Raw genomic sequence first — 21,158 nt, 5'->3', positions numbered from 1 at the left:
ACCATGATACGCATCAAACCGTATAGGCTCGGTTAATTGTATTTTTGTAAATAATTTAATAATTAAGGCTTTAACTATGACAAGTGTGCGCCGCCTTTTTACCTATTTGTTTCTTCTTTTATTTGTAGAGTCTTTGGTATTAGGGTTTATCTACTCAACCTTGTTAACCGGTGTGGTCACAGGCTTACTTTTGCTGTCTTTGCCGCTTTGGATGCTGTACCGCTTCCCAAGTAGTAAATTGACCGCTCATGTGGTTGCAGCTGGCTGCATGATGTTTTCGTTTTTACACATCCAACAAAGCTATGGACTTATTGAAGTTCACTTTGAAATTTTTATATTGATGGCTGTGCTAATCATGTTTGTTGAGTGGCGAGTGTTTATTACTGCACTTGCGTTTGTTGCCGTTCATCATTTAAGTTTTTATTTTTTACAAATCAATGAAATGGGTTTATATGTTTTTGACCCTGACAGATTGTATTTTAGTACCGTACTTATCCATGCTGTATATGCCATTGTTGAAGCTATTGTTGCGGGCTACATCGCTAAAACATTGCACCGTGAACGCAGTGCAGGGCTCTCGTTAAGTAATACTACAGAGCAAATTATGGCGGATGAAAACAGTATTAATATTAGTCTAAGAGCCGATGAGAGTCACAGTGAAGCGGTGGCGGGCTTCAATCGTCTTCTTGGTTTTGTTTCAAGTGTAATTGGTGATGTACAAAGTCAAAGTAGTGTTTTAAAAAATCAGTCTAAACAATTGCTTGAAGTACATGATGAACTGCACCAACAAGCACAGCACCGAGAGCAGTTATCGGCTGATATTGCACAATCAGGTGAGCGCGTTGCTGAAGGCTTTGCCCATGTTGAGCAAGAAAGTAATGAACTACAAACCCAGTTTGAAAAGCTTCATTTAAGTGCGAGCGAGGCATTAAATGAGGTGGCGAATACAGACAACAAAACCGCTGAGCTTGCTAGTAACCTTAAAGAGGCAGATCAAAATATTGCACTATTAGTAAGTGCATGTAGCCATATCTCAGACTTACTGAATGAGATTTCATCGATTGCTGAGCAAACCAACCTCCTTGCTTTAAACGCGGCTATTGAAGCGGCTCGTGCCGGTGAGCAGGGGCGCGGTTTTGCTGTGGTCGCAGATGAAGTTAGAAACCTTGCAACGCGTAGTAAACACACCACAGATAAAATAACGACAACCCTTGAAAGTTTGATGCAAAATAGTGCTTCATCGACTCAGTCAATGCAAGGGAGTATCACTCTGATTGAGCAACTATCGGCAATTAGCACACAAATGAAGCAACAAATCACTGAAATGACGGAGCAAGTAAATAGTGCTGCCACTAGCTCACAATCGGTTGCGCATGTAGTGCAAAACCAAGCGGGTAACACCCGTGCAATTGCCGAGAACTCACAAGCCTTAATTGCTAATCAAGACAATGATAACCATATGATTGAAAAGCTAACCGATCGTGTGCAGTTAATTGATGTCAGTATTGATGTGCTGGAGCAGGGTATTGCTAAATTCAAATAGCATAAGATTAACAGTGGCGACCCTTTTATGGGTTGTTACTGTGCTTGCTACTTTAGTTTTTGCTTACACCCAGCAAACAGAAACATTTGACCCCGATAACACGCTGTCGCAACCAAACTGGCTGTCATTGTTTCAAAATACCGTTGGGCTTAATGCAGTCGAAGGCGATACTTTGTATATTGTGGATGAAAACACCTGTGTCTGTTCCGCGCGCTCACAAGCGCACATTCAGAGCTTAACAGACTACGCTATCGAGCAGGGAGTGAAAGTAGTAAAACTAGCCCCGAGTATGGCTTTGTCTTCACTTATACCCGCGCAACCGGCTGCGGTACTTATTTCAGATAATCAAGAGTTGGCATATGCAGGGCCATTATCAAAAGGCTTAGCATGCTCGAGTCAGAACGGTTTTGTTGAGTTGGTAATTAAAAATTTACGTGCTGGTTTTAATAGTCAGTTCGTTAATTCTAATGCCAAAGGGTGTTATTGTAAGATTGGTTAAGTTTAACTTTTAAGCAAACAGATACAAAAAAAGAGGCCAAAATCACATTGGCCTCAGAACAACTAGGATTAGCAGGATTAGGAATAGATTACTGGATCTGGCCTCTAATTTCCCCACTCGGGTTAGCAGGTGTATGTACATTTACATAATGACCGCCAGAGGCGAGTACTGAAAAGGTGTCGGCATCAATCATCAAGCCAGCGTTGCTCATCCAGCGATTCATATCATCGCTATCTTGCACAAGGCCAACCAATACCGGGCCATTTTCACCTGTCACACCGGTATGAATATGCGCTGCGCTGGCGTCGCTCACACCTGAGGTGAGTACTTGTAGTTCAACACTGTAATCATGGGTGTTCACTAATGCATAGCCATCACCTGATGCGCTTGTCACAACACTTGGTACTTCTTGTGCACCGCTTAGCGGGAAGGTCACAAATACATAGTTATCAGTTAAAATTTGCCCACGTAGCTCACCGCTAGGATTAGCCGGCGTGTGCACATTAACGTAGTGGCCACCTGATGAAAGTACTGCAAAAGTATCTGCATCTATCAAGATGTTTTCAGGTGTTTGCCATAGGTTAATGTTATCGCTTGACTGTTCTAACGCCGCAAGTACATCACCGTTCATACCAATGCGGCCAGTGTGGATGTGCGCAGCAGTTGCATCACTTACGCCCTCTGTTAATGCTCTTAACTCTAAGTGGTAATTATCCATATTGACTAGTGCATAACCACTGCCTGACGCCATGGTATCGACTGCGGGTACTTCTTGCATGCCAGTTAATGGGAAAGTCACTAATTGATAATTATCTGTCAGAATTTGGCCTCTGATTTCACCACTTGTATTAGCAGGTGTATGAACATTTACATAATGACCACCTGATGCAAGTACCGCAAAAATATCTGCGTTTATCATTGTATTGGCAGGTGTTACCCAGGTGCCGGCATCAGTTGTTGACTGCTCAAGTGCAACAAGTACATCACCATTAGTGCCAATTCGACCTGTGTGAATATGAGCGCCTGTTGCGTCATCTACACCTGTTGTGTTTACACGAAGCTCGAGGTCGTAATTATTCATATTAATAAGAGCATACGCTTCACCACTAGCATTGGTGGTAACAGCAGGTACTTCTTGCTCACCATTGAGTGTAAAGCTTGTGAACGCGAAGTTGTTGGTAAGTATTTGGCCTCGTAGTTCTCCGCCAGCATTAGCAGGTGTATGAACATTTACATAATGACCACCAGAAGCAAGCACCGCAAAAATGTCAGCATTTATCATGGTATTTGCAGGAGTCATCCAAACGTTACTGTCACCCATTGATTGTTCAAGAGCGACGAGTACATCACCATTAGTGCCAATTCGACCTGTGTGGATATGTGCTGCAGTTGCATCGTCTAAGTTTGAAGTAACAACCGTGAGTTCTACGCTGTAGTCAGTTGTGTCTACTAATGCGTAGCCATCACCACTGGCCATGGTGTTTACCATAGGCACTTCTTGCTTACCACTAAGATCAAATGTTGCCACAGCGTAATTATCAGTCAGGATTTGTCCGCGAATTTCGCCATTCGCAAATTCAGGGGTGTGAATGTTCACATAATGTCCACCATCTAAGAGCACCGCAAGAGTATCACTGTCAATGGTGGTTCCCTCAGGCACAACCCAATCAGTCATAATTTCATCGTCTTGTTCTAAAACCACAAACACATCACCATTTGAACCTAATTTGCCTGTGTGGATGTGCGCTGCTGTTGCATCATCTAGACCCATAGTGACTGCGCGAAGTTTAAGTTCTGTACTTGCACTATCGTAAGATGCGTAACCGTAACCCATCGCATCGGTGTCGTTCATAGGAACTTGCTGATTACCATTTAAGGCGAAAGTGATGATGCTCGTTGTATCTGGCACTATTTGTGCGCGGAGCTCGCCGTCTGCAAATGCTTCAGTGTGGAGGTTGATATACCAATCCCCGTCCATTAAATCAGCGATCGAGCTTTCATCAAGGTCGGTAATAGCCACTTCATACATACCTTCACTTGTTGCTTCAAAAGCGAATGCAACGTCGCCATTCTCACCCAAATCACCATCATGAATGTGCGCAGCACTAAACCCTTCTACTGAGCTTGCATCTAGCGTTGCACGAAATTGCATTAAACTTTCATCAAGCTCTACGGTTGCTGTGGCGGTTTGCATTGAGTTATTCATTGGTACTTCTTGCTTGCCGCTCAAAGTGACAGAGTAGGTTTGGCTGGGACTGAATTCTTGTACTGGGGGAGGGGTAATCACTTCATTATCGTCGTCATCATCACTACAAGCAGTGACTAGAAGTAAGCTGCTTACCAAGAGTATGTATTTCATCGTTCTTCCTTATATCTTTGTATGTTCGGACGGTACGACGTGTCCATTTCAATAAGGCTTACGACAGGTGTTTAAAAAGCGATCACAAAAGGTTATTAAAAAGTTAAAACACACCCCTTTAGGATTGATTTTTGACGAATTTAAGAAGTAAGAGTTAGATAGCAATTACATGCAAAGATAATTTGAACAGTTATAGCAGTTTAATTTAGTGCTGATAGGTTTTGATATAGGTACGGGTTATGCATTAGTTTTTTAATTTCTTAGTTAAACGTCAAAAAATTCGCGATAGGAAAACTATGCAGTTAACTTCATACACATCTTCATTACTAACAGAGCCATTATTGGATCAGCAAAATAAAAAATTGGACCAGCAGAATAAAAATGAGCTAAACCCAGCAAGTGAAAAAGCAACAAACCTTCAAAACTCAAAACAACAAGCAACTGATGTCGATTCTGATCCTGAAGTAGAGGCTAAATCGAAAACATCACAAACACAACAAGAGCTAGTAGCTAAAATAAAGGAGTTACAAAATAAGATTAATAGTTTAAAAAGTAACGAAGAGCTAGCTCCAGAACAACGAGAAAATGATTTATTTGAACTTAATAAACAGCTTGATGAAGAAATCAATGCAGTTCAGCTTACAGTAAAAAGGAATGTTTCTACGATGATTAACTCTTTATTCGCACCTACGTCCAGTACTCACTCTGGTATGCTGTTCAATAATAAAGCATAAGTTTTAAAGTTAAGTGGTAGTCTTTTCAGATATGTTTTGTTAGAAAGCATTGTTTCAGCATCAAGCTACAAAATTTTATCGCTATAACTATAGGCAGAGTACTGGTAATTTGTAGTTGCTTTGCCAATTGCATATTCATACGTTCGCTAAATAACATACTTTATAAGTGAATGTATGAGAATACACATAAAAACAAATAGGAAGAACCATTTAGTGTGAATCGTTATAGGTGACCCGCGTTTGGCTGTTCTTATCATGGTTACTGGGTAATTATATTCAACAAGTGTTTTGAATAGTTCAGGATGCTCTATACTCCAGTCATTTAAAGGGATCGAGTTACCATAACGAGTTTTGAAAATAACAGAAAATAGGTAGGCTCGTCTTGGCTCTGGGTCGTTAATATCGTAGCCGCTTTTGGAGCGTGTGAAATTCCATACGGCTTCAACATTAAGTAAATCCTCTCTTTCAAGTGTCCGTGCTTTTCTGTCATCAAATAAAAGAGCTGGTAAGTAAATTTGTTCTTGGTTAATTTTAATTTCGCATAGTGGGGACTCTTGAATAAAGTAACGTTTATTGGCAATAAACATCTGAATTAAAAAGTAACTAAGATAGGTAATGATCGCGGCGCCAATAGCGACCGCACCGGATTGTGTTTGCCAAACAAGTAGACATGCAATAATGAATACAGCAGCTGTGATTATTTTTGCTTTTAATCTTTGTGCATTAGGTAAGGGCACAGCACATCTTAAAATCGGTATCTCAGGCTGCACTTTTGTTTTTATTAAAGTCTGAAAAAAGATGGATTTAAAATTGTCGCGTGTTAATTCAATAGTAGGCGCTTCCATGTGTCCTCGTTTAAAAATCAAGCATTTGAGATAAAATAGCAAAAACAGAGTTTTATTATCAACTAAAGTGTTAACTATCGTTTGTTATTTATAAAGAGTTTATTATCTTAACACTGCTCCCTTGAAAGTGAGTATGCTTTGTCATTCAAAGTTGTTCACTCTAGCTTAGCTATTCGTTATATCCTTTACAAAACCTGATTACCTCTTTTTTCATAAGCTAAAACATATCTAAACGTTGAAAATTTTTTTGTGTACTCGTCATCAACTAACCACTCAAAATATAAGAAGAAATTTTTCAGCTGTATGCCATTTAGGAAGTTCCAGTATGAAAGTTATACAAATTTTCACTAAAACACTATTGCGAACTATTACCGTTTAGATTAATATGCTGACCATCAAGAGAAATGAGAGTGGTTTGCATTCATGTATATCTGTTTATGCCATGGTGTGACTGATAAAAAAATCGAACAAACTATTGATGATGGCGCAATGACGATGCGCGATCTGTCAAAAGAGCTACAAGTGGGTAGCCAATGTGGTAAATGTTGCGGTTGCTGTAAAAAGATTCTTAACCGTAAACTCATTGAAATCGCAGACATCACAGAGCAAGTAGCATAATTACTTGCTCTTAAACGTGTTTATTTAACTATTTTTCTTACCTTTCTGCCTTATCTTTATTACTTCGTACGCGTTTTATTTGCTTTTAACCTCCTCATTTATTAGGGTTATGTCAAAGCAATGTGTGTATCACACAGTCACGGGTAGGAAGCCATGATAATTGACTCTCCCAAATATCTTTTTTGTGCAATTTTTTTTATGATAGTGGCAGGCTGTGCGCAATTACCTTCTCGAGAGTCTATCCAACCAAGTTATGCTATTAAAGCTGATACACCCAGTACAATAGGAGATGCAGTGGGGAATGTTCATCCTGGTTTATCAGGGTTTTATCCTTTAGTAGATGGAGTCGATGCCTTTGTCGCAAGGTTGGCGCTCATTGATTCTGCAGAGCACACCATTGATGTGCAGTATTATTTATATCACAGGCAGCAAACAACAATTTTATTCACCGCTTTTTTACTCAAAGCGGCTGATCGCGGCGTAAGAGTAAGATTACTACTTGATGACTTATCTCAAGCCGATAGTGAAATTGATTTAGCAGCGTTGGCTGTCCATCCCAATATCGAAGTGAGATTGTTTAACCCGTTTCCTAATCGCCGCTTTAGAGCATTGGGTTTTGTGAGTAATTACAGCCTGCTTTCAAGACGAATGCATAACAAAAGCTTTATTGTTGATAATAAAGTTTTTATTACTGGCGGCAGAAATATTGGTAATGCATATTTTTCCGCGGAAGATCACTCAGAGTTTATTGATTTAGACGTAATGAGCGCAGGTGACATTGTACCCAAAGCATCAAAAGCGTTTGATTTATATTGGAATCATCAATTATCGTACCCCGTTGAAGATTTGCATGGTAGTCGTGATGAACAATCTCTTGTTAATATCACAGAAAGCTTACGAGCCTATGTTTTGCAAAACCAAGACAGCAACTATGTAGAGCAACTTCGTGAAAGTGAGTTTGTGAAGCGTTTACAAAACGATGAGATCCAGTTTGATTGGCAAGAGTCGACTTTATTCTTCGACCACCCTGATAAGCTGCTCAATGATGTGAGTGAAAAATCAGCTAATATGTCGCCATCTTTATTCAAAGAGATGGGCCAACCAGAGCATAAAGCAATTATAGTCTCACCATATTTTATCCCTAAAGAACAGGGCGTTGAGTTGCTAACCAGTTGGGTAAAAAAAGGGGTAGATGTTACCGTACTGACTAACTCATTAGCAGCGACTGATGTTTCTGCTGTGCATGCGGGTTACAAGAAGTATCGTGCAGATTTAATTCGTGGTGGCGTTAAACTTTGGGAATTAAAACCTAGCGACTTAGTTGCTATTAAACGCAAAGCAGGGCGTAAGGTGACGGGCTCATCACAGGCAAGCCTTCATGCAAAAACGATGACGGTCGATGATAAGAAAATTTTCGTTGGTACTATGAATCTCGATCCGCGCTCTTTTGACCTAAATACTGAAATGGGCGTATTAATTAATAGTAAAAAACTCAGTCATTTTTTAGCGCACTGGGTTGATAAAAAAATGCCAGACTATGCTTGGAAAGTAGAATTGAAGAATCCAAACGATGACCAGCTAATTTGGCTTGATACAGTAAACAACAAACAGTTTGAAAAAGAACCACAAACCTCATCGTGGCGGCGTTTTCAAGTTTGGTTTATATCGCTGTTTCCGATTGAGGATGAACTTTAGTTATAACTGCAAACCTAATCTTCGGCCCAACTTTTTTAGTTGGGCTTTTTTGTATTCATACTTTAGTTGTTAACATTTTCGGGATAAAAAACGCCAGTTGAGCGTACACGTGTAAGTTTAATATATTCAAGTGCTTAGCATAATTAAGAAAATTAAATATAAAAAAATGTTAAAAAAACTGGTTGGACCAATTGATCTATTGTTCAATTTATGACGTAATGTAGGTATTGCTATCTGGTCGGATGAGTTTATTATGAGCTTACGTACAAAATTAAAAAAAGTATTACCTAGTATTTCAATTACAGAACAAGAAGCGTTAGATGCGGGTGATGTTTGGTTAGAAGGTTCAATCTACCAAGGTAAACCTGATTTCGATGCACTTCGTGATGTTCCAGCTGCTAAGCTGAGTGCTGAAGAGCAAGCATTCTTAGATGGTCCAGTGAAAGAATTATTATCAATGATTGATGATTCTGAAATTCAAAACGGTGTTCATCTACCTGATTACATTCTTGATTTCTTGAAAAAAGAGCGCTTTTTCTCGCTTATCATTCCTAAATCATTCGGCGGTTTAGAATTCAGCCCTTACGCAAACTCAACAATCGTTGCGACTATCGCGACAAAGAGTTCTGCGGTTGCGGTAACCGTGATGGTTCCTAATTCATTAGGCCCAGGTGAGCTATTACTGCACTTTGGTACTAAAGAGCAACAAGATCACTACTTACCACGCCTTGCTAATGGTCGTGATATTCCATGTTTCGCACTAACTAGCCCAGAAGCGGGTTCAGATGCGGGTGGCATTCCAGATATCGGTGTTGTTAAACGTGGCCAGTTCAATGGCGAAGAAGTGTTAGGTTTAGAAATTACTTGGGACAAACGCTACATCACACTTGCGCCAATTGCGACAGTGTTAGGTTTAGCATTCAAAGTCGTTGACCCTGATGGTTTACTCGGTGGCAAAGAAAACCTAGGTATTACCTGTGCGCTTATTCCTAAAGATCACCCAGGTGTTGAACTTGGAAATCGTCATGATCCTATGGGTATCCGTTTTTATAATGGTACGACACGCGGCGAAAAAGTATTTGTACCAATGGACTTCATCATTGGTGGTCAAAAGAATATCGGTCGTGGCTGGCAAATGCTGGTTAGCTGTTTAGGTGCAGGCCGTGGTATCTCGTTACCGGCACTAGGTGTTAGCTCATCGCAAGTTGCATTTAAAGGTGCTTCTGAGTACGCAGCAGTCCGTGAGCAGTTCGGTCTTGCGATTGGTCAATTCGAAGGTATCCAAGAAAAGCTCGCTGATATTGCGGGTAAAACGTATCTTCAAGAAGCGATGCGTGTATTAACAACAGAAGGTTTAGGCATGGGCTTAAAACCATCTGTAGTCACTGCAATTGCTAAATACCATATGACAGAAATTGGTCGTAACGTGCTTGATTCAGCAATGGATATTCAAGCGGGTAAAGCGATTCAAAATGGTCCACAAAACACATTAGCAAGTGGTTATGTTGCACAACCAATCGCAATCACGGTTGAAGGTGCAAACATTCTTACTCGTAATCTAATGATTTTTGGTCAAGGTGTAATGCGTTGTCACCCATATCTACAAACTATGGTTGAGTCTATCCACAGCGAAGACAAAAATGCAGATAAAGAATTCAACAGCATCTTACGTAAAACAGTGGGCTACAGCGTATCTAACAGTTTGCGTGCTTTCCGCTTAGGTGTATTACCGTTTACTGCGGGTGCTAAATCGTCATTACCAGAAGTACGTGAATACGAAAAAGCAGCACATAAACTATCTGCAAAACTTGCAGTTTACGCTGACTTCTCATTATTAGTACTTGGCGGCAAGCTTAAACAAGCAGAAATGTTATCTGCACGTTTAGGTGACGTAATGAGTTTCTTATACGCAGCGATGGCGTCGATTAAATACTACGAGCAAAAAGTAGCAAGCAGTGAACGTGAGCAAGCCGCACCTTACTTCCATTATGCGACTCGCTTTGCACTACAAAGCGCAGAAGAAGCATTGCATAAGTTTTTAGATAACTTCCCTGCAAGTGGTACTCGTAAGTTTATGCGTTTCATTACGATGAACTACTCAATGAAAATGCCTAAAATCAGCGATGATTTAATCCGTGAACTTGCGACTCAAGCGCAAATGGATACCGCATTTAAAGCGCAAATCACTCATTTGGTTAAACCAATTGAAGGTGATGGTCATTACATCAATGAGCAAGCGTACAAAGCGAAAATGGCATGCCTTGATTTACTTGCAAAAGTTAAAAAAGCACTGCGTGCTAAAACAATCAAGCCGGGCGTTCGTTTTGCAGAAACACTTGATAATGCACTTGTGGCAAGTGTTATTAACGAAGAAGAGTATGCAAAATTGATTGACTACAACAAGAAACGTGAAAAAGCGATTCGTGTTGATGAGTTCGACTTTGATATGAACTTGCTTGATGACAATGCAAAGCCAGTTAACCCACTTAAAAGTGTGGTAAACGAGTAATTCAACAATGCAAGTCCTGAGCAGTATTAGGACTTTATCTTCGAAAACCCGTGCTTAGCACGGGTTTTTTATTGCCTAAACTTCCCGTAAAAATATACGCAATCTGAGTAAGCTAAATAGAGAATAGAAGCATTAGAATCGTTACACACATAGAGACCGTTTACAAAGTGCGCGCATAATCACAGACTATAATGGTTATGTGAGTACTCAACGCAACTATGACCCATTTGGTAAACCACGTTTAGCCAGTGGTGGCTTAATGCCGGTTGGAAACGCAAAGCTAAATGACTTAGCAGATGCAAAAACACGACGTGGCTTTACTGATCACGAGCATTTGGATGATATTGAGCTTATTCATATGAACGGTCGGGTGTACGATTATAACCTTGGTCGGTTTATGTCAGTTGACCCTGTTATTCAAAGCCCAACGAATAGCCAGAGTATTAACCCTTATTCATATATTATGAATAACCCCTTAGCGGGAACTGACCCAACAGGGTATTCTGCAGTCTGTGCTTCTAGCGGGACGTGCCCCATAGATACGGTTGTAACAACCGAGAGTGGCGGGAAAGTAGCAGTTAAGATGACTGAGGCTGCTTTTAAAAAAGTTAAGTCTCTGATACAAAAGAATGGAAGTTTTTCAATAAATATTACAGCGAAGAATAAAGGAGCAATTAGTGATATTGGTAATCTCAAGGAAGGAACTCAAGGTTCAAATAGCGGCAATAGCATAGGCCAAATGAGTGCCTCTTCTCAAGACCAGCCTCTTGATACTCGAATTCAATCACGACCTACAGAAGGTAAAACTGGCAAGTATAGCCAAGATCCAAATGCAGGAGATAAAGAATTCCAGAAAATTTTGCTTAGGTCTAGTGGAGATATTGCAGCAGAAATTGAATTGGCAAAAGCTAATAAAGATAGAGCTCGTTTAGGGTTGGAAGTTGGAGTTGCAATTTATCAAGATGGAGATGGGTATACCGCTTCTCGACCCAGTACAGATGTACCAACTGGAAAAGCTATTGGAAGTAATCATTTGAATTTAATTGATGCATCACCAGTTCCAATTAAAAATGCGAAGGCAATCGTTATATATAACCCTTATAAAGTGCGTTCAGTAAAAGCTCGATATGAAAATTATATGCGATTATCTAAACGACTGAACGCTCCCGTATATGTAACATCCATGTACTCACGAAGTGAAGTATTTATTCACTCAGATGTAAAAAATGATAGGAGCAACAAATGACAAAAAAAATTATACTTATAACTTTTTTACTGACTTTTATTAGCTGTAAAAGCTATGGAGAGTTGACAGTCAATGAAGTAATTTCAAGAGCTGAAGAGTTAAACGGCAAAAAAGTCACGATAAATGGTTTTTTTAGTGCTGGGATTTTCTATGAAAATAGAGATGCATATGAGAACTTCACCGCAGAGTTTTTAAAAGTTCCTATACTTGGTGAGTGGAAAGAAGGGTACTATAAGCATTGCAAGTCAAAAAATGTTTTAATTACAGGTGTTTATACCAAATTGGATTTGAAGGGGGAATTGGGTAACTATTTATTTGATATTACTGAATTTAGACCGGTAGACTTACCTAACAATAATTGCTTAGACTTTTTAGAGCCGTGGGACTAACTCAGGCTAGATAAAACTATGCTCTCAGGATTCTTGCTGCGAGCTGTTTGTGGCCGAGTGATCCCATTTTAAGTATAAAGATAGAATTAATAAAATCTTGATTTTTATTTTCTCAGGCGTTAGAAGTTTTTATGCATTCAAATATCAACTAAATGAAACAATAAATGAATAAATTTTTAGTATTTTCAATCGTTGTTTTTGTTTTAATAAGTTGTCAGAGTCAAGGAGCTCTTTCTGTTAATGAGTTACTCAATAAGCGTGATAAGTATAATGATCATCAAGTAACGGTGGAGGGTTTTTTCGGTTTTGACACTATTTATAGTAATAGAAATGACTATGATAATTTTGGAGATCACTTCCTTTTTGTTTCAATAAAGGGCGAAGGTAATGAGCAATTTTTTACAGAATGTACTGAGCAGGAAGCAATATTGACAGGGACTTTCAGAAAAGGGAAATCAGATGGAGGTACTAGAAACTATTTACTCCATATTATTGAATTCAGGCTAGTAGATTCACCAAAAATTAATTGTTTGAAGCTTTTGGAAAATTAAAAGTTATTAAGTGCGCAGTCAACCCCAGCAGAACTGCGCACTTACTAGCAGCAGACTGTGCAATCTGTGTTAGTGCCACTATGTAGTGGCGCTGGCTCAAGTAGCTTGCTCTGCTGTTTTAAAGTGACATGGCTTACTGAGATAGTATGATAACTTTGATACTTTTCTGCAATATAGCGATTCTGAAGTTGTACAATTTTCTTTAAATTATGAGGAAGTAAAGGAAATAAAGTGTTTTTCTCAAAAGAAGGTAACGTTGTGTGCTGAGCATTTAGAAAGTTTGGATTTTATGACGTAAAAAGCAGGGCTATCTTGACAGTGAATAAGGTATTCACATATTTAAACTTTAAAAAAGAAGTGCAGCTGTTTAAAGATATCTCAAGTGCTGGGGATTTAGTATATGGTTATAGTCGAGTTTTGCGGAGTGACTATTTACCTATTACAGAAAACAAAGTGCAAAAAAACTATTTGGCGGTATATCGGTAACAGTTGAAAGTGAAGAAGCTAAGTGGTTAGTACAACCAGAAGACATAGAACAAGGAGCAATTAAGGGCTTATACCCTCTAAATTATTTGAATTATCAAGATTTTAGTATCTTACAGGAATATTCAGGCGGCTTTTTTGATAGCCAAGATAGAGCTAGTAATATCTTATTAATAGATCAGCAATCTCAAAAAAAGTTGTCTGATATATCGTCATTGAAAAAGTTCACACATTTTTCTGAAACATAGTAATGCAAGGTATTTGAGCTACATTTATCTGTGCAAACCTAAACCACAGCTAAAGTAACCTTAATTGAGTCCAAAGTCTTATAGTGAAGTGACCCCCAATAGTTGAATATTCCAATCACTGGGGGGTCTTTTATGTCTACATATAGTAGAGAGTTCAAACTAGAAGTAGCAGCTCAAGCCGATATCAAAGGTTCGCGGCTGCTCATTGGACTTCCCACACTTCCTCTATAAAAGTTATTACTAACTAAGTTCATTTTTTGGTTTCATTTTTTCTCACACACCTAAAATACAATTGAAATGATAATTATTTTTAATTAATCTCTTGCTCTTTTATAGGTACAAGGAAGGAAAATGAAAATTAAAAAATTGGTTTTACTAATATCAGCTGCATTTGTTACCACACAAGCCGTGTCGCAAACTCAAAAGCAGCCAAGCAAAAAAGCACTTTCTGATATTGAAGTGATAGAGGTTTTAGGGCGAAGTGCGCAAACAACATTCTCTGATTACAGTTATTCAGTTACCCGCACTGCTGCTGATATTCTTGAGATCCCACAATCAGTAAGCGCAGTAACCAAGGAGGTGATACAGGATCAAGCAATGATGCGCTTAAACGATGTTACATCTTTTATTAGCGGCGCGAATGAATACTCTGTGTATGATGACATTACAATTCGGGGGTTTCGCAGCCAAGACGATCGCCGCGTCAATGGTATGCGTACTCATAATAACTTTTGGAATCAAACCTTAATTGCTCATGTTGAACGTGTCGAAGTAATTAAAGGGCCTGCTTCTGCTGTATTTGGTGATGCAAGCCCTGGTGGCACGGTTAATACAGTAACTAAAAAACCGCTTGGTGAAAGCCGCCATAGCATTAGTGCTCGCTTTGGTAGTTATTCTGATAAATATGTCGCATTAGACACAACAGGCAAGGTAGCTAGCAATGATCGTTGGCTTTATCGATTTAATGCTGGCTACGAAGATTCAGAAACGTTCAGAGATAATATTTTTAATGAGAGTTTATTACTCTCACCCAGTTTTACATATTTACTAAGCGACGATACTAAAATTAATGTTGAGGTGGTTTACTCTGACAGCAAGGGGTTACTCGACCGCGGTCAACCCAATTTACGTAACGCGACCGATTTATCTCAGGTGCCTATATCTTTATCGTCAAATCAGCCAGGGGATAAGCTAGATACAACCTCGTTATCATCAAGTGTGACTTTAGACCATCATTTTAATGATTACTGGTCATTGGGTTTTAAATACATGCATTTAGATAGTGAGCAAAAGCTGGTTGAGCATCGTGCAGCGACATATGTTGATGGATCAGACTCCGTATTTAATGTTTGGTATACAGACCGGGATATTGATGCCGATTCAGATAATGTGACTGCTTACATAACAGGCAAAGTTTATATCGGTGATGTTGAGCACAATATTGTCATTGGTGGCGATTACATTGATAACCATAAACTCAATGCGCAACGAATGAGTCGCTCGGCAGGTACATTTGATATTTTAAATCCAACCTATGAGCAACCCGATATAGCAAGTTACAATTTAGGCGACCGTTTTGAATTTGGTGGTGGATTAAAAAGTAACGGCCTTTACATTCAAGATCATATTAAATTCGATGACTGGTCAATTTTAGCCAGTGTACGTCGCGAAGATTATAAGTTAACAGATCTAAATGGCAATGAAAGTTCAGACAGTGATTTCTTACCTCGCTTAGGTGTTGTTTATAATCTTACTCAAGACTCAAGTGTCTATGCCAGTTGGGTAACTGGCTTTGAACCCCCATCCACATTTTTAAATACCAAAGAGCAAGGTGGGCCATTTGGACCAATCGATAGTTACCTCTACGAAATTGGTTATAAGGCAAAGTTATTTGACGAAAAGGTGTTGCTAACAACGTCCATCTATCAAATAACAAAGCAGAATGTGTTAGTACAAGATTTTGCTCGTTCACAGCAATTAGGTTACCGAGTTTTTCGTCAAAGGGGTGAGGAGCAAGCCACAGGTTTCGAAATCGATATTAATGGGCAGCTCTCTGATAATTGGTTAGTGATTGCTAATTACGCCTACAATAGGGCTGAAATAACTGAAGACACGAATACGCTTTTAATTGGTAAACAAAAAGAAAATGCACCAAAAAATTCAGCCACACTCTGGAGTAAATATAGCTTAAACGATACATGGCAGTTAGCGGCGGGGGCAAGCTATGTTGATAAGCGCAATACAACCGACGAAGCTGTTTTGCCATCGTATACACTGTTGCAAGCAGGTATATACTTCAAGAAACCAAGTTGGAGTGCTGCATTGCTTGTTGATAATGCACTCGATAAACAGCACTGGAGTGGTGGTTATGGTTACGGGCAGTTATTTGTGGGTGATCCACGTACCGTTAGTTTGACTGTAAACTACACGTGGTAGCACATAATGAATAGGCCTTAACAGGCCTATTTTTTTATTGGTTTGCCTGACATAATCTGGCTGTGTATTTTTATATTGTTTGTTGATGTCAGAATTTTATTCTTTATTAAAAAATAACTATCAAGATATTGAAGTTATTAATGTGATTAGCACTCTATGGAGCGGCTGTGGCGAAATTATTCGTTGTCGATTAGACGATGAAACACGGGTCATTAAATTGATTTCTATGCCTGATTTCATTGAACACTCGCGAATTGAGCAAAGTCAATTTGCCCTAGCCAGAAAGCAGCAATCTTATTTAGTTGAATACAATTGGTATAAGCAATACAGCTCATCTTTACCAGACCAAGCTGCCGCCATTCCTTGTTTTAATCAGATACAGAAGCAAAATCAATTTGCTTTAATTTTTGATGATTTTACAGCGTTTGGCTATCAGCAAGCTCAAGACCACACTCAACATATTCATGCAATACTTAAATGGTTAGCGCACTTTCATGCTTTTCATTTATCAACCCCAGGCGAGGGGTTATGGCCCAGAGGCAGTTATTGGCATTTAGCCACGCGTCCTGATGAATACGCGCGAATGCCCGACTCACCTCTTAAAGCCGCAGCTGTACATATTGATTGCGCACTTTATAAATGCAAATATCAAACACTAATACATGGGGATGCAAAGCGTGCTAATTTTGCTATCAACTCACAGACTAATCATGTACTTGGTTATGACTTTCAATATGTTGGAAAAGGGGTTGGCGTTATCGATGTAATGTACTTTTTGGGAAGTTGTTTAAATGAGAGCGCACTAAAGTTAAATGCGCATACCTACCTAAATCGATATTTCGCAGAGTTAAATACAGCACTTAAACAGTATCAGGGCACTATAAACGCAGACGATTTGATCAGTAGTTGGCGTGAACTGTGGTGTTATGCATGGGCTGATTTTTATCGGTTTTTAGCAGGTTGGAGCCCTCAGCATGTAAAGATAAATGGTTATATGCAAAAACAATTCAATGAATACCTGAACAAAAATAAGGAATACGATGAATAAGCCTATTCGTTTTGCCATTATTGGCTGTGGAGCGGTAACTGAGGTAAAAAGTGGCCCTGCTTATCAGCAAGTAAAGGGTATTGAACTTATTGGCGTTACGCGCAGAGATTTAAACAAAGCGCATGATTATGCTACACGCCATACTGTACCCAAAGTATTCGCAACTAACAGCGAGCTAATAAACGATGAAATGGTTGATGCTGTTTATATAGCAACGCCACCCGATAGTCATAAAGAATTGGCGCTCGAAGTTGCCAAAGCAGGCAAACCTTGCTGCATAGAAAAGCCACTCGCTCCTAGTTACGAAGAGAGCTATGCAATTGTTGAGGCATTTAAATATGCTAAGCAACCATTATTTGTCGCTTACTATCGACGCTCTTTACCACGGTTTAATAAGGTTAAAGAACTTATTCAAAATGGCCAAATTGGCCAAGTACGCCATGTAAGTTGGCACTTAAGTAAAGTGCCAAGTGAGCTTGATTTGTCTGGTGAATATAATTGGCGCACTGATAAACGTATTGCTCGTGGTGGCTACTTTGATGACTTAGCGAGTCATGGCTTAGACTTATTCGCTTACTTACTGGGCGAGTTTACTCGGGTTCATGGTTTTAGTTCAAATCAACAGGGGTTGTACTCAGCATTTGATGCTGTTACGGCTCATTGGCAGCACAGTTCTGGTGTGACAGGTGTTGGCAGTTGGAATTTTGCCTCTGCTAAGCGTTTCGATGACGTGGTTATTTATGGTAGCAAAGGTGAAATACGCTTTAGTGTATTTGATGAAAAACCAATTGAGCTCAATAACCTTGCTGGTAAGTGTAAATTTTCCATCGAAAACCCCGTTCATATTCAACAGTTCCATGTTGAAAATATAGCGAGGTTTTTTGACCAAGGGGCGCCACACCCATCGACAGGGGAATCCGCACTTCATACAAGCTGGGTAATGGAACACATTTTAGCTAATTAATGCACATAAGCATTATTAAATGCCTCAATAATGACTTTTTGCTCAGGAGCTGGAAACAGCTCCGATAGCCGCTTGCTAATAAGAGTTTTGACTCTTTCACTTTGAAGAGCACGGTCAAATAACGCAATGGCTTGTCTTCCTTGCGGCGAAGGTGAACATGCTATATAACCAAAAACAGCTGCTTGATCAGGCTCAATGGTTAAATAACGTATTTTATCCGTACTAGTAGCGCGTTGATATCTGTCTATAAACACGTCTCTATATTCAATAATGGCATCTATTTTGTTTTGAAAGAGCATCTGCCCCAAACGACTCGCATTGGTTGCGCCTTCAAGTTTAAAAAAGTGTTTTTCATTATTTTTAATAAAGGTATCTATATCTACGGAATACGAGCGCCCACTTGTTATGCCAATTGTGAGGTCGTAGTCATTGATTGCTTTTTCCAGTGACAGTGAATCAGGTAAGGTAGGCATATTAAATACAATGAGCCTATTTGCAGGAAATGCCATAATTGGGTGGCGAGTAAATAGGGCGTTAGCCTCTCGTTCAGGCGTTTTTAACTTATTGTATAAGCAAACATCAGGAAGCATACTGAGTTGTTTCCACTCTCGTAATCTGCTTGCGGGAACAAACTGGATGTTTATTTCATCTTGTATTTCTTTTACAGCTTCGAGTAAGAAAATTGTTGCTTCATTTCTCGGCTTACCACTGGCTTGCGGAATAAAGTCATCCATCACTTTTATTTCTAAAGGCTCAGAATTAGCTGTCGGACTTAAAAAAGCGAGGTTAAATAGTATTAAAAAAACGAGCGAATGTATTTTCATGCTACGTTGATACCTAAAAATTAAATAAATTGTGATGTTGTGCCACACCAGTTTGTTGCAAAAAAATTAATATTTCGGCCTTTTGATTAATATTAGACCTATTAACGAAATTAATGCAATAACAACGCATTTTTTGCGGTAGCGCGGGCTATTATACGCTAAAATAGGCGTAATTTATTTCATTTAGGTTCTACTTATGTCTATTAATGTAATTACTCATCCGTTAGTTCAACACAAACTTGGCCTTATGCGTGCAGAAGGTATTAGTACAAAAAGTTTCCGTGAGCTGGCGTCTGAAGTAGGTACTTTGCTTACTTACGAAGCAACTAAAAACCTACCACTAGAAAGCGTGCAAATCACAGGATGGGATGGTTCAACATTAGATGTAGAGCACATTAAAGGTAAAAAAATTACTGTTGTGCCAATTTTACGTGCCGGCCTTGGCATGATGGATGGCGTGATGCAATTATTACCCGCTGCAAAAGTGAGTGTTGTGGGTCTTCAACGTAACGAAGAAACACTTGAGCCAGTGCCTTATTTTGAAAAGTTAGTTGGCAAAATTGATGAGCGTTTAAGCCTTGTTATTGACCCAATGCTGGCAACAGGTGGCTCAATGATCGCCACTATCGATATGTTGAAAAAAGCAGGCTGTAAAGATATTAAAGTCATTGTATTAGTGGCAGCCCCCGAAGGCGTAGAAAAAACCCTTGCGGCACACCCTGATGTTGAAATTTTCACCGCATCATTAGACAGTCACTTAAACGAAAAAGGATATATCATTCCAGGCTTAGGAGATGCCGGTGACAAGATTTTTGGCACAGTGTAAGGCGCTCACGTGGAAAATCATCAACCATTTTCGTTAAAAACCATTCTTACCGGCGCGCAAATGCTGTTTGTAGCATTTGGCGCACTGGTACTTGTGCCCTTACTGACAGGCCTTGATCCCAATGTGGCTTTATTTACCGCAGGTTTAGGGACTTTACTGTTTCATGTGGTTACCAAAGGCCAAGTTCCTATCTTTTTAGCATCGTCTTTTGCTTTCATTGCACCCATTATCGCCTCGGTACAAATGTGGGGCATTCCTGCAACAATGGGCGGTTTAATGGTGGCGGGCTTTTGTTATTTTGCGCTTAGTTTAATTGTAAAGTTTAAAGGCGTAAATGCTCTGCATAAAGTGTTACCGCCTGTGGTTGTTGGCCCTGTGATTATGGTCATTGGTTTAGCTTTAGCGCCAGTCGCTGTGAACATGGCAATGGGTAAAGCTGGTGATGGCAGTGCGCAATTAATCCCTTATGAGCAAGCTATTTGGGTTTCAGCTTTATCATTACTGGTTACGCTGATTTTTGCTGTATGGGGTAAAGGTGTATTTAAACTCATTCCTATTCTTGCCGGTGTGGTCGCAGGCTACCTCGCTTCGTTATTTATAGGTATTGTTGAATTTAATCCGGTCACTCAAGCGAACTGGTTTGCAGTACCGGCATTTACCTACCCTGAGTTTAAGTGGCAAGCTATTTTGTTTATGGTACCTGTGGCAATAGCGCCAGCCATAGAACATATTGGCGACATGATGGCAATTAGCCAAGTAACGGGTAAAGACTATTTGAAGAAACCGGGTTTACATCGCACTTTATTAGGTGATGGCCTCGCTACCTCCGCGGCATCGGTTTTTGGTGGTCCACCTAATACAACGTACTCTGAAGTAACGGGGGCGGTAATGCTTACCCGTAACTTCAATCCACGGGTGATGCTTTGGACTGCTATTATTGCGATTGTGCTCGCTTTTGTAGCAAAAATGGGTGCAGGTTTACAAACTATTCCGGTGCCTGTGATGGGCGGCATTATGATTTTACTCTTTGGCTCTATTGCCGTGGTTGGTTTAAATACCTTAGTAAAATCGGGTGAAGACCTTACCGCGCCTCGCAATCTGACTATCATCGCACTGATTTTAGTGTTTGGTATTGGTGGCATGCATATCGGTGGTAACGAGTTTAGTTTGCAAGGTGTGAGCTTATGCGCAATCTTGGGGATTATCTTAAATGCTGTTCTCCCCAAAGCAGTGCAACAACCTGATTAGAATTTAGAAACTGCTTGAATATTGCACCAAAAAAGCGCGTTAAATATGCGCTTTTTTTGTAACTATTTAAAAAATAAGGAATTATAAAACTGG

17 protein-coding genes are annotated in these 21,158 nt (G+C 39.6%); 14 read left to right on the top strand and 3 right to left on the bottom strand.

The features are described 5' to 3' along the window. The first annotated feature begins 76 nt into the window (after positions 1-76). Together L3Q70_RS19160 and L3Q70_RS19155 are read left to right on the top strand one after the other, a co-directional pair. Positions 77-1,543 (top strand): methyl-accepting chemotaxis protein, encoded by a 1,467-nt coding sequence (locus tag L3Q70_RS19160; protein ID WP_237115356.1) that lies wholly within the window; start codon positions 77-79, stop codon positions 1,541-1,543. Positions 1,544-1,556: 13 nt separating this feature from the next. Continuing rightward, positions 1,557-2,042: a DUF6436 domain-containing protein gene (locus tag L3Q70_RS19155; RefSeq protein ID WP_062567560.1), complete on the top strand. Its 486-nt coding sequence runs from the start codon at positions 1,557-1,559 to the stop codon at positions 2,040-2,042. An 88-nt stretch (positions 2,043-2,130) separates the two neighbouring features. On the opposite strand, the gene L3Q70_RS19150 is transcribed toward L3Q70_RS19155, so the two are convergent. Continuing rightward, positions 2,131-4,401 (bottom strand): CHRD domain-containing protein, encoded by a 2,271-nt coding sequence (locus L3Q70_RS19150; protein ID WP_237115355.1) that lies wholly within the window; start codon positions 4,399-4,401, stop codon positions 2,131-2,133. A gap of 296 nt (positions 4,402-4,697) precedes the next feature. On the opposite strand from L3Q70_RS19150, the gene L3Q70_RS19145 reads away from it, so the two are divergent. Further along, positions 4,698-5,135, top strand: coding sequence for a hypothetical protein (locus L3Q70_RS19145; protein ID WP_237115354.1), 438 nt, complete (start codon positions 4,698-4,700; stop codon positions 5,133-5,135). 146 nt (positions 5,136-5,281) lie between these two features. Here L3Q70_RS19145 and L3Q70_RS19140 read toward each other — a convergent pair whose 3' ends face one another. After that, positions 5,282-5,872, bottom strand: coding sequence for a hypothetical protein (locus L3Q70_RS19140; RefSeq protein WP_237115353.1), 591 nt, complete (start codon positions 5,870-5,872; stop codon positions 5,282-5,284). 531 nt (positions 5,873-6,403) lie between these two features. Here L3Q70_RS19140 and L3Q70_RS19135 point away from each other — a divergent pair. The 9 genes from L3Q70_RS19135 (at position 6,404) to L3Q70_RS19095 (ending at position 18,167) form a co-directional block, all read left to right on the top strand. Beyond that, on the top strand, positions 6,404-6,598 hold the full coding sequence (locus tag L3Q70_RS19135) for a (2Fe-2S)-binding protein (RefSeq protein ID WP_054554573.1): 195 nt from the start codon (positions 6,404-6,406) through the stop codon (positions 6,596-6,598). A gap of 153 nt (positions 6,599-6,751) precedes the next feature. After that, complete coding sequence (locus L3Q70_RS19130; RefSeq protein WP_237115352.1) at positions 6,752-8,293, top strand: phospholipase D family protein; 1,542 nt, start codon at positions 6,752-6,754, stop codon at positions 8,291-8,293. A gap of 253 nt (positions 8,294-8,546) precedes the next feature. Then, positions 8,547-10,802, top strand: a complete 2,256-nt coding sequence (locus L3Q70_RS19125) for an acyl-CoA dehydrogenase (protein ID WP_237115351.1) — start codon at positions 8,547-8,549, stop codon at positions 10,800-10,802. Between the two features lie 199 nt (positions 10,803-11,001). Further along, positions 11,002-12,048 carry an RHS repeat-associated core domain-containing protein gene (locus L3Q70_RS20410; RefSeq protein WP_346657790.1) on the top strand — a complete coding sequence of 349 codons (1,047 nt, stop codon included), beginning with the start codon at positions 11,002-11,004 and terminating at the stop codon, positions 12,046-12,048. Continuing rightward, positions 12,045-12,437: a hypothetical protein gene (locus tag L3Q70_RS19115; RefSeq protein WP_237115350.1), complete on the top strand. Its 393-nt coding sequence runs from the start codon at positions 12,045-12,047 to the stop codon at positions 12,435-12,437. The genes L3Q70_RS20410 and L3Q70_RS19115 overlap by 4 nt, the downstream gene beginning before the upstream one ends. A gap of 164 nt (positions 12,438-12,601) precedes the next feature. Continuing rightward, positions 12,602-12,988, top strand: a complete 387-nt coding sequence (locus tag L3Q70_RS19110; protein WP_237115349.1) for a hypothetical protein — start codon at positions 12,602-12,604, stop codon at positions 12,986-12,988. A gap of 1,082 nt (positions 12,989-14,070) precedes the next feature. Further along, on the top strand, positions 14,071-16,155 hold the full coding sequence (locus L3Q70_RS19105; RefSeq protein ID WP_237115348.1) for a TonB-dependent siderophore receptor: 2,085 nt from the start codon (positions 14,071-14,073) through the stop codon (positions 16,153-16,155). An 85-nt stretch (positions 16,156-16,240) separates the two neighbouring features. Further along, entirely contained in the window at positions 16,241-17,203 is a 963-nt protein-coding gene (locus tag L3Q70_RS19100) for an ecdysteroid 22-kinase family protein (RefSeq protein ID WP_237115347.1), read from the top strand. Further along, positions 17,196-18,167: a Gfo/Idh/MocA family oxidoreductase gene (locus L3Q70_RS19095; RefSeq protein WP_062567156.1), complete on the top strand. Its 972-nt coding sequence runs from the start codon at positions 17,196-17,198 to the stop codon at positions 18,165-18,167. The genes L3Q70_RS19100 and L3Q70_RS19095 overlap by 8 nt, the downstream gene beginning before the upstream one ends. Here the strand turns inward: L3Q70_RS19095 and L3Q70_RS19090 are convergent. After that, positions 18,164-18,991 carry an ABC transporter substrate-binding protein gene (locus L3Q70_RS19090; RefSeq protein WP_237115346.1) on the bottom strand — a complete coding sequence of 276 codons (828 nt, stop codon included), beginning with the start codon at positions 18,989-18,991 and terminating at the stop codon, positions 18,164-18,166. The two genes, L3Q70_RS19095 and L3Q70_RS19090, sit on opposite strands and share 4 nt — an antisense overlap. A 196-nt stretch (positions 18,992-19,187) precedes the next feature. Here L3Q70_RS19090 and upp point away from each other — a divergent pair, with 196 nt between their 5' ends. Beyond that, positions 19,188-19,817 carry a uracil phosphoribosyltransferase gene (upp, locus tag L3Q70_RS19085; protein WP_062567154.1) on the top strand — a complete coding sequence of 210 codons (630 nt, stop codon included), beginning with the start codon at positions 19,188-19,190 and terminating at the stop codon, positions 19,815-19,817. 9 nt (positions 19,818-19,826) lie between these two features. Continuing rightward, positions 19,827-21,065, top strand: coding sequence for a uracil-xanthine permease family protein (locus tag L3Q70_RS19080; protein WP_237115345.1), 1,239 nt, complete (start codon positions 19,827-19,829; stop codon positions 21,063-21,065). Positions 21,066-21,158 lie beyond the last annotated feature (93 nt).

The organism is Pseudoalteromonas sp. CF6-2, from assembly GCF_021729425.1.
Taxonomy (GTDB): domain Bacteria; phylum Pseudomonadota; class Gammaproteobacteria; order Enterobacterales; family Alteromonadaceae; genus Pseudoalteromonas; species Pseudoalteromonas arabiensis.
The sequence above is the reverse complement of the archived record's forward strand: the minus strand, read 5'-3'. Positions and strand labels throughout refer to the sequence as shown.

Bases quoted from the DNA above. Each gene is read 5' to 3' on its own strand.
- L3Q70_RS19160 (WP_237115356.1), top strand. From the start codon at position 77: ATGACAAGTGTGCGCCGCCTTTTTACCTATTTGTTTCTTCTTTTATTT.
- L3Q70_RS19150 (WP_237115355.1), bottom strand. From the start codon at position 4,401: ATGAAATACATACTCTTGGTAAGCAGCTTACTTCTAGTCACTGCTTGT.
- L3Q70_RS19145 (WP_237115354.1), top strand. From the start codon at position 4,698: ATGCAGTTAACTTCATACACATCTTCATTACTAACAGAGCCATTATTG.
- L3Q70_RS19135 (WP_054554573.1), top strand. From the start codon at position 6,404: ATGTATATCTGTTTATGCCATGGTGTGACTGATAAAAAAATCGAACAA.
- L3Q70_RS19130 (WP_237115352.1), top strand. From the start codon at position 6,752: ATGATAATTGACTCTCCCAAATATCTTTTTTGTGCAATTTTTTTTATG.
- L3Q70_RS19125 (WP_237115351.1), top strand. From the start codon at position 8,547: ATGAGCTTACGTACAAAATTAAAAAAAGTATTACCTAGTATTTCAATT.
- L3Q70_RS19115 (WP_237115350.1), top strand. From the start codon at position 12,045: ATGACAAAAAAAATTATACTTATAACTTTTTTACTGACTTTTATTAGC.
- L3Q70_RS19110 (WP_237115349.1), top strand. From the start codon at position 12,602: ATGAATAAATTTTTAGTATTTTCAATCGTTGTTTTTGTTTTAATAAGT.
- L3Q70_RS19105 (WP_237115348.1), top strand. From the start codon at position 14,071: ATGAAAATTAAAAAATTGGTTTTACTAATATCAGCTGCATTTGTTACC.
- L3Q70_RS19100 (WP_237115347.1), top strand. From the start codon at position 16,241: ATGTCAGAATTTTATTCTTTATTAAAAAATAACTATCAAGATATTGAA.
- L3Q70_RS19095 (WP_062567156.1), top strand. From the start codon at position 17,196: ATGAATAAGCCTATTCGTTTTGCCATTATTGGCTGTGGAGCGGTAACT.
- L3Q70_RS19090 (WP_237115346.1), bottom strand. From the start codon at position 18,991: ATGAAAATACATTCGCTCGTTTTTTTAATACTATTTAACCTCGCTTTT.
- upp (WP_062567154.1), top strand. From the start codon at position 19,188: ATGTCTATTAATGTAATTACTCATCCGTTAGTTCAACACAAACTTGGC.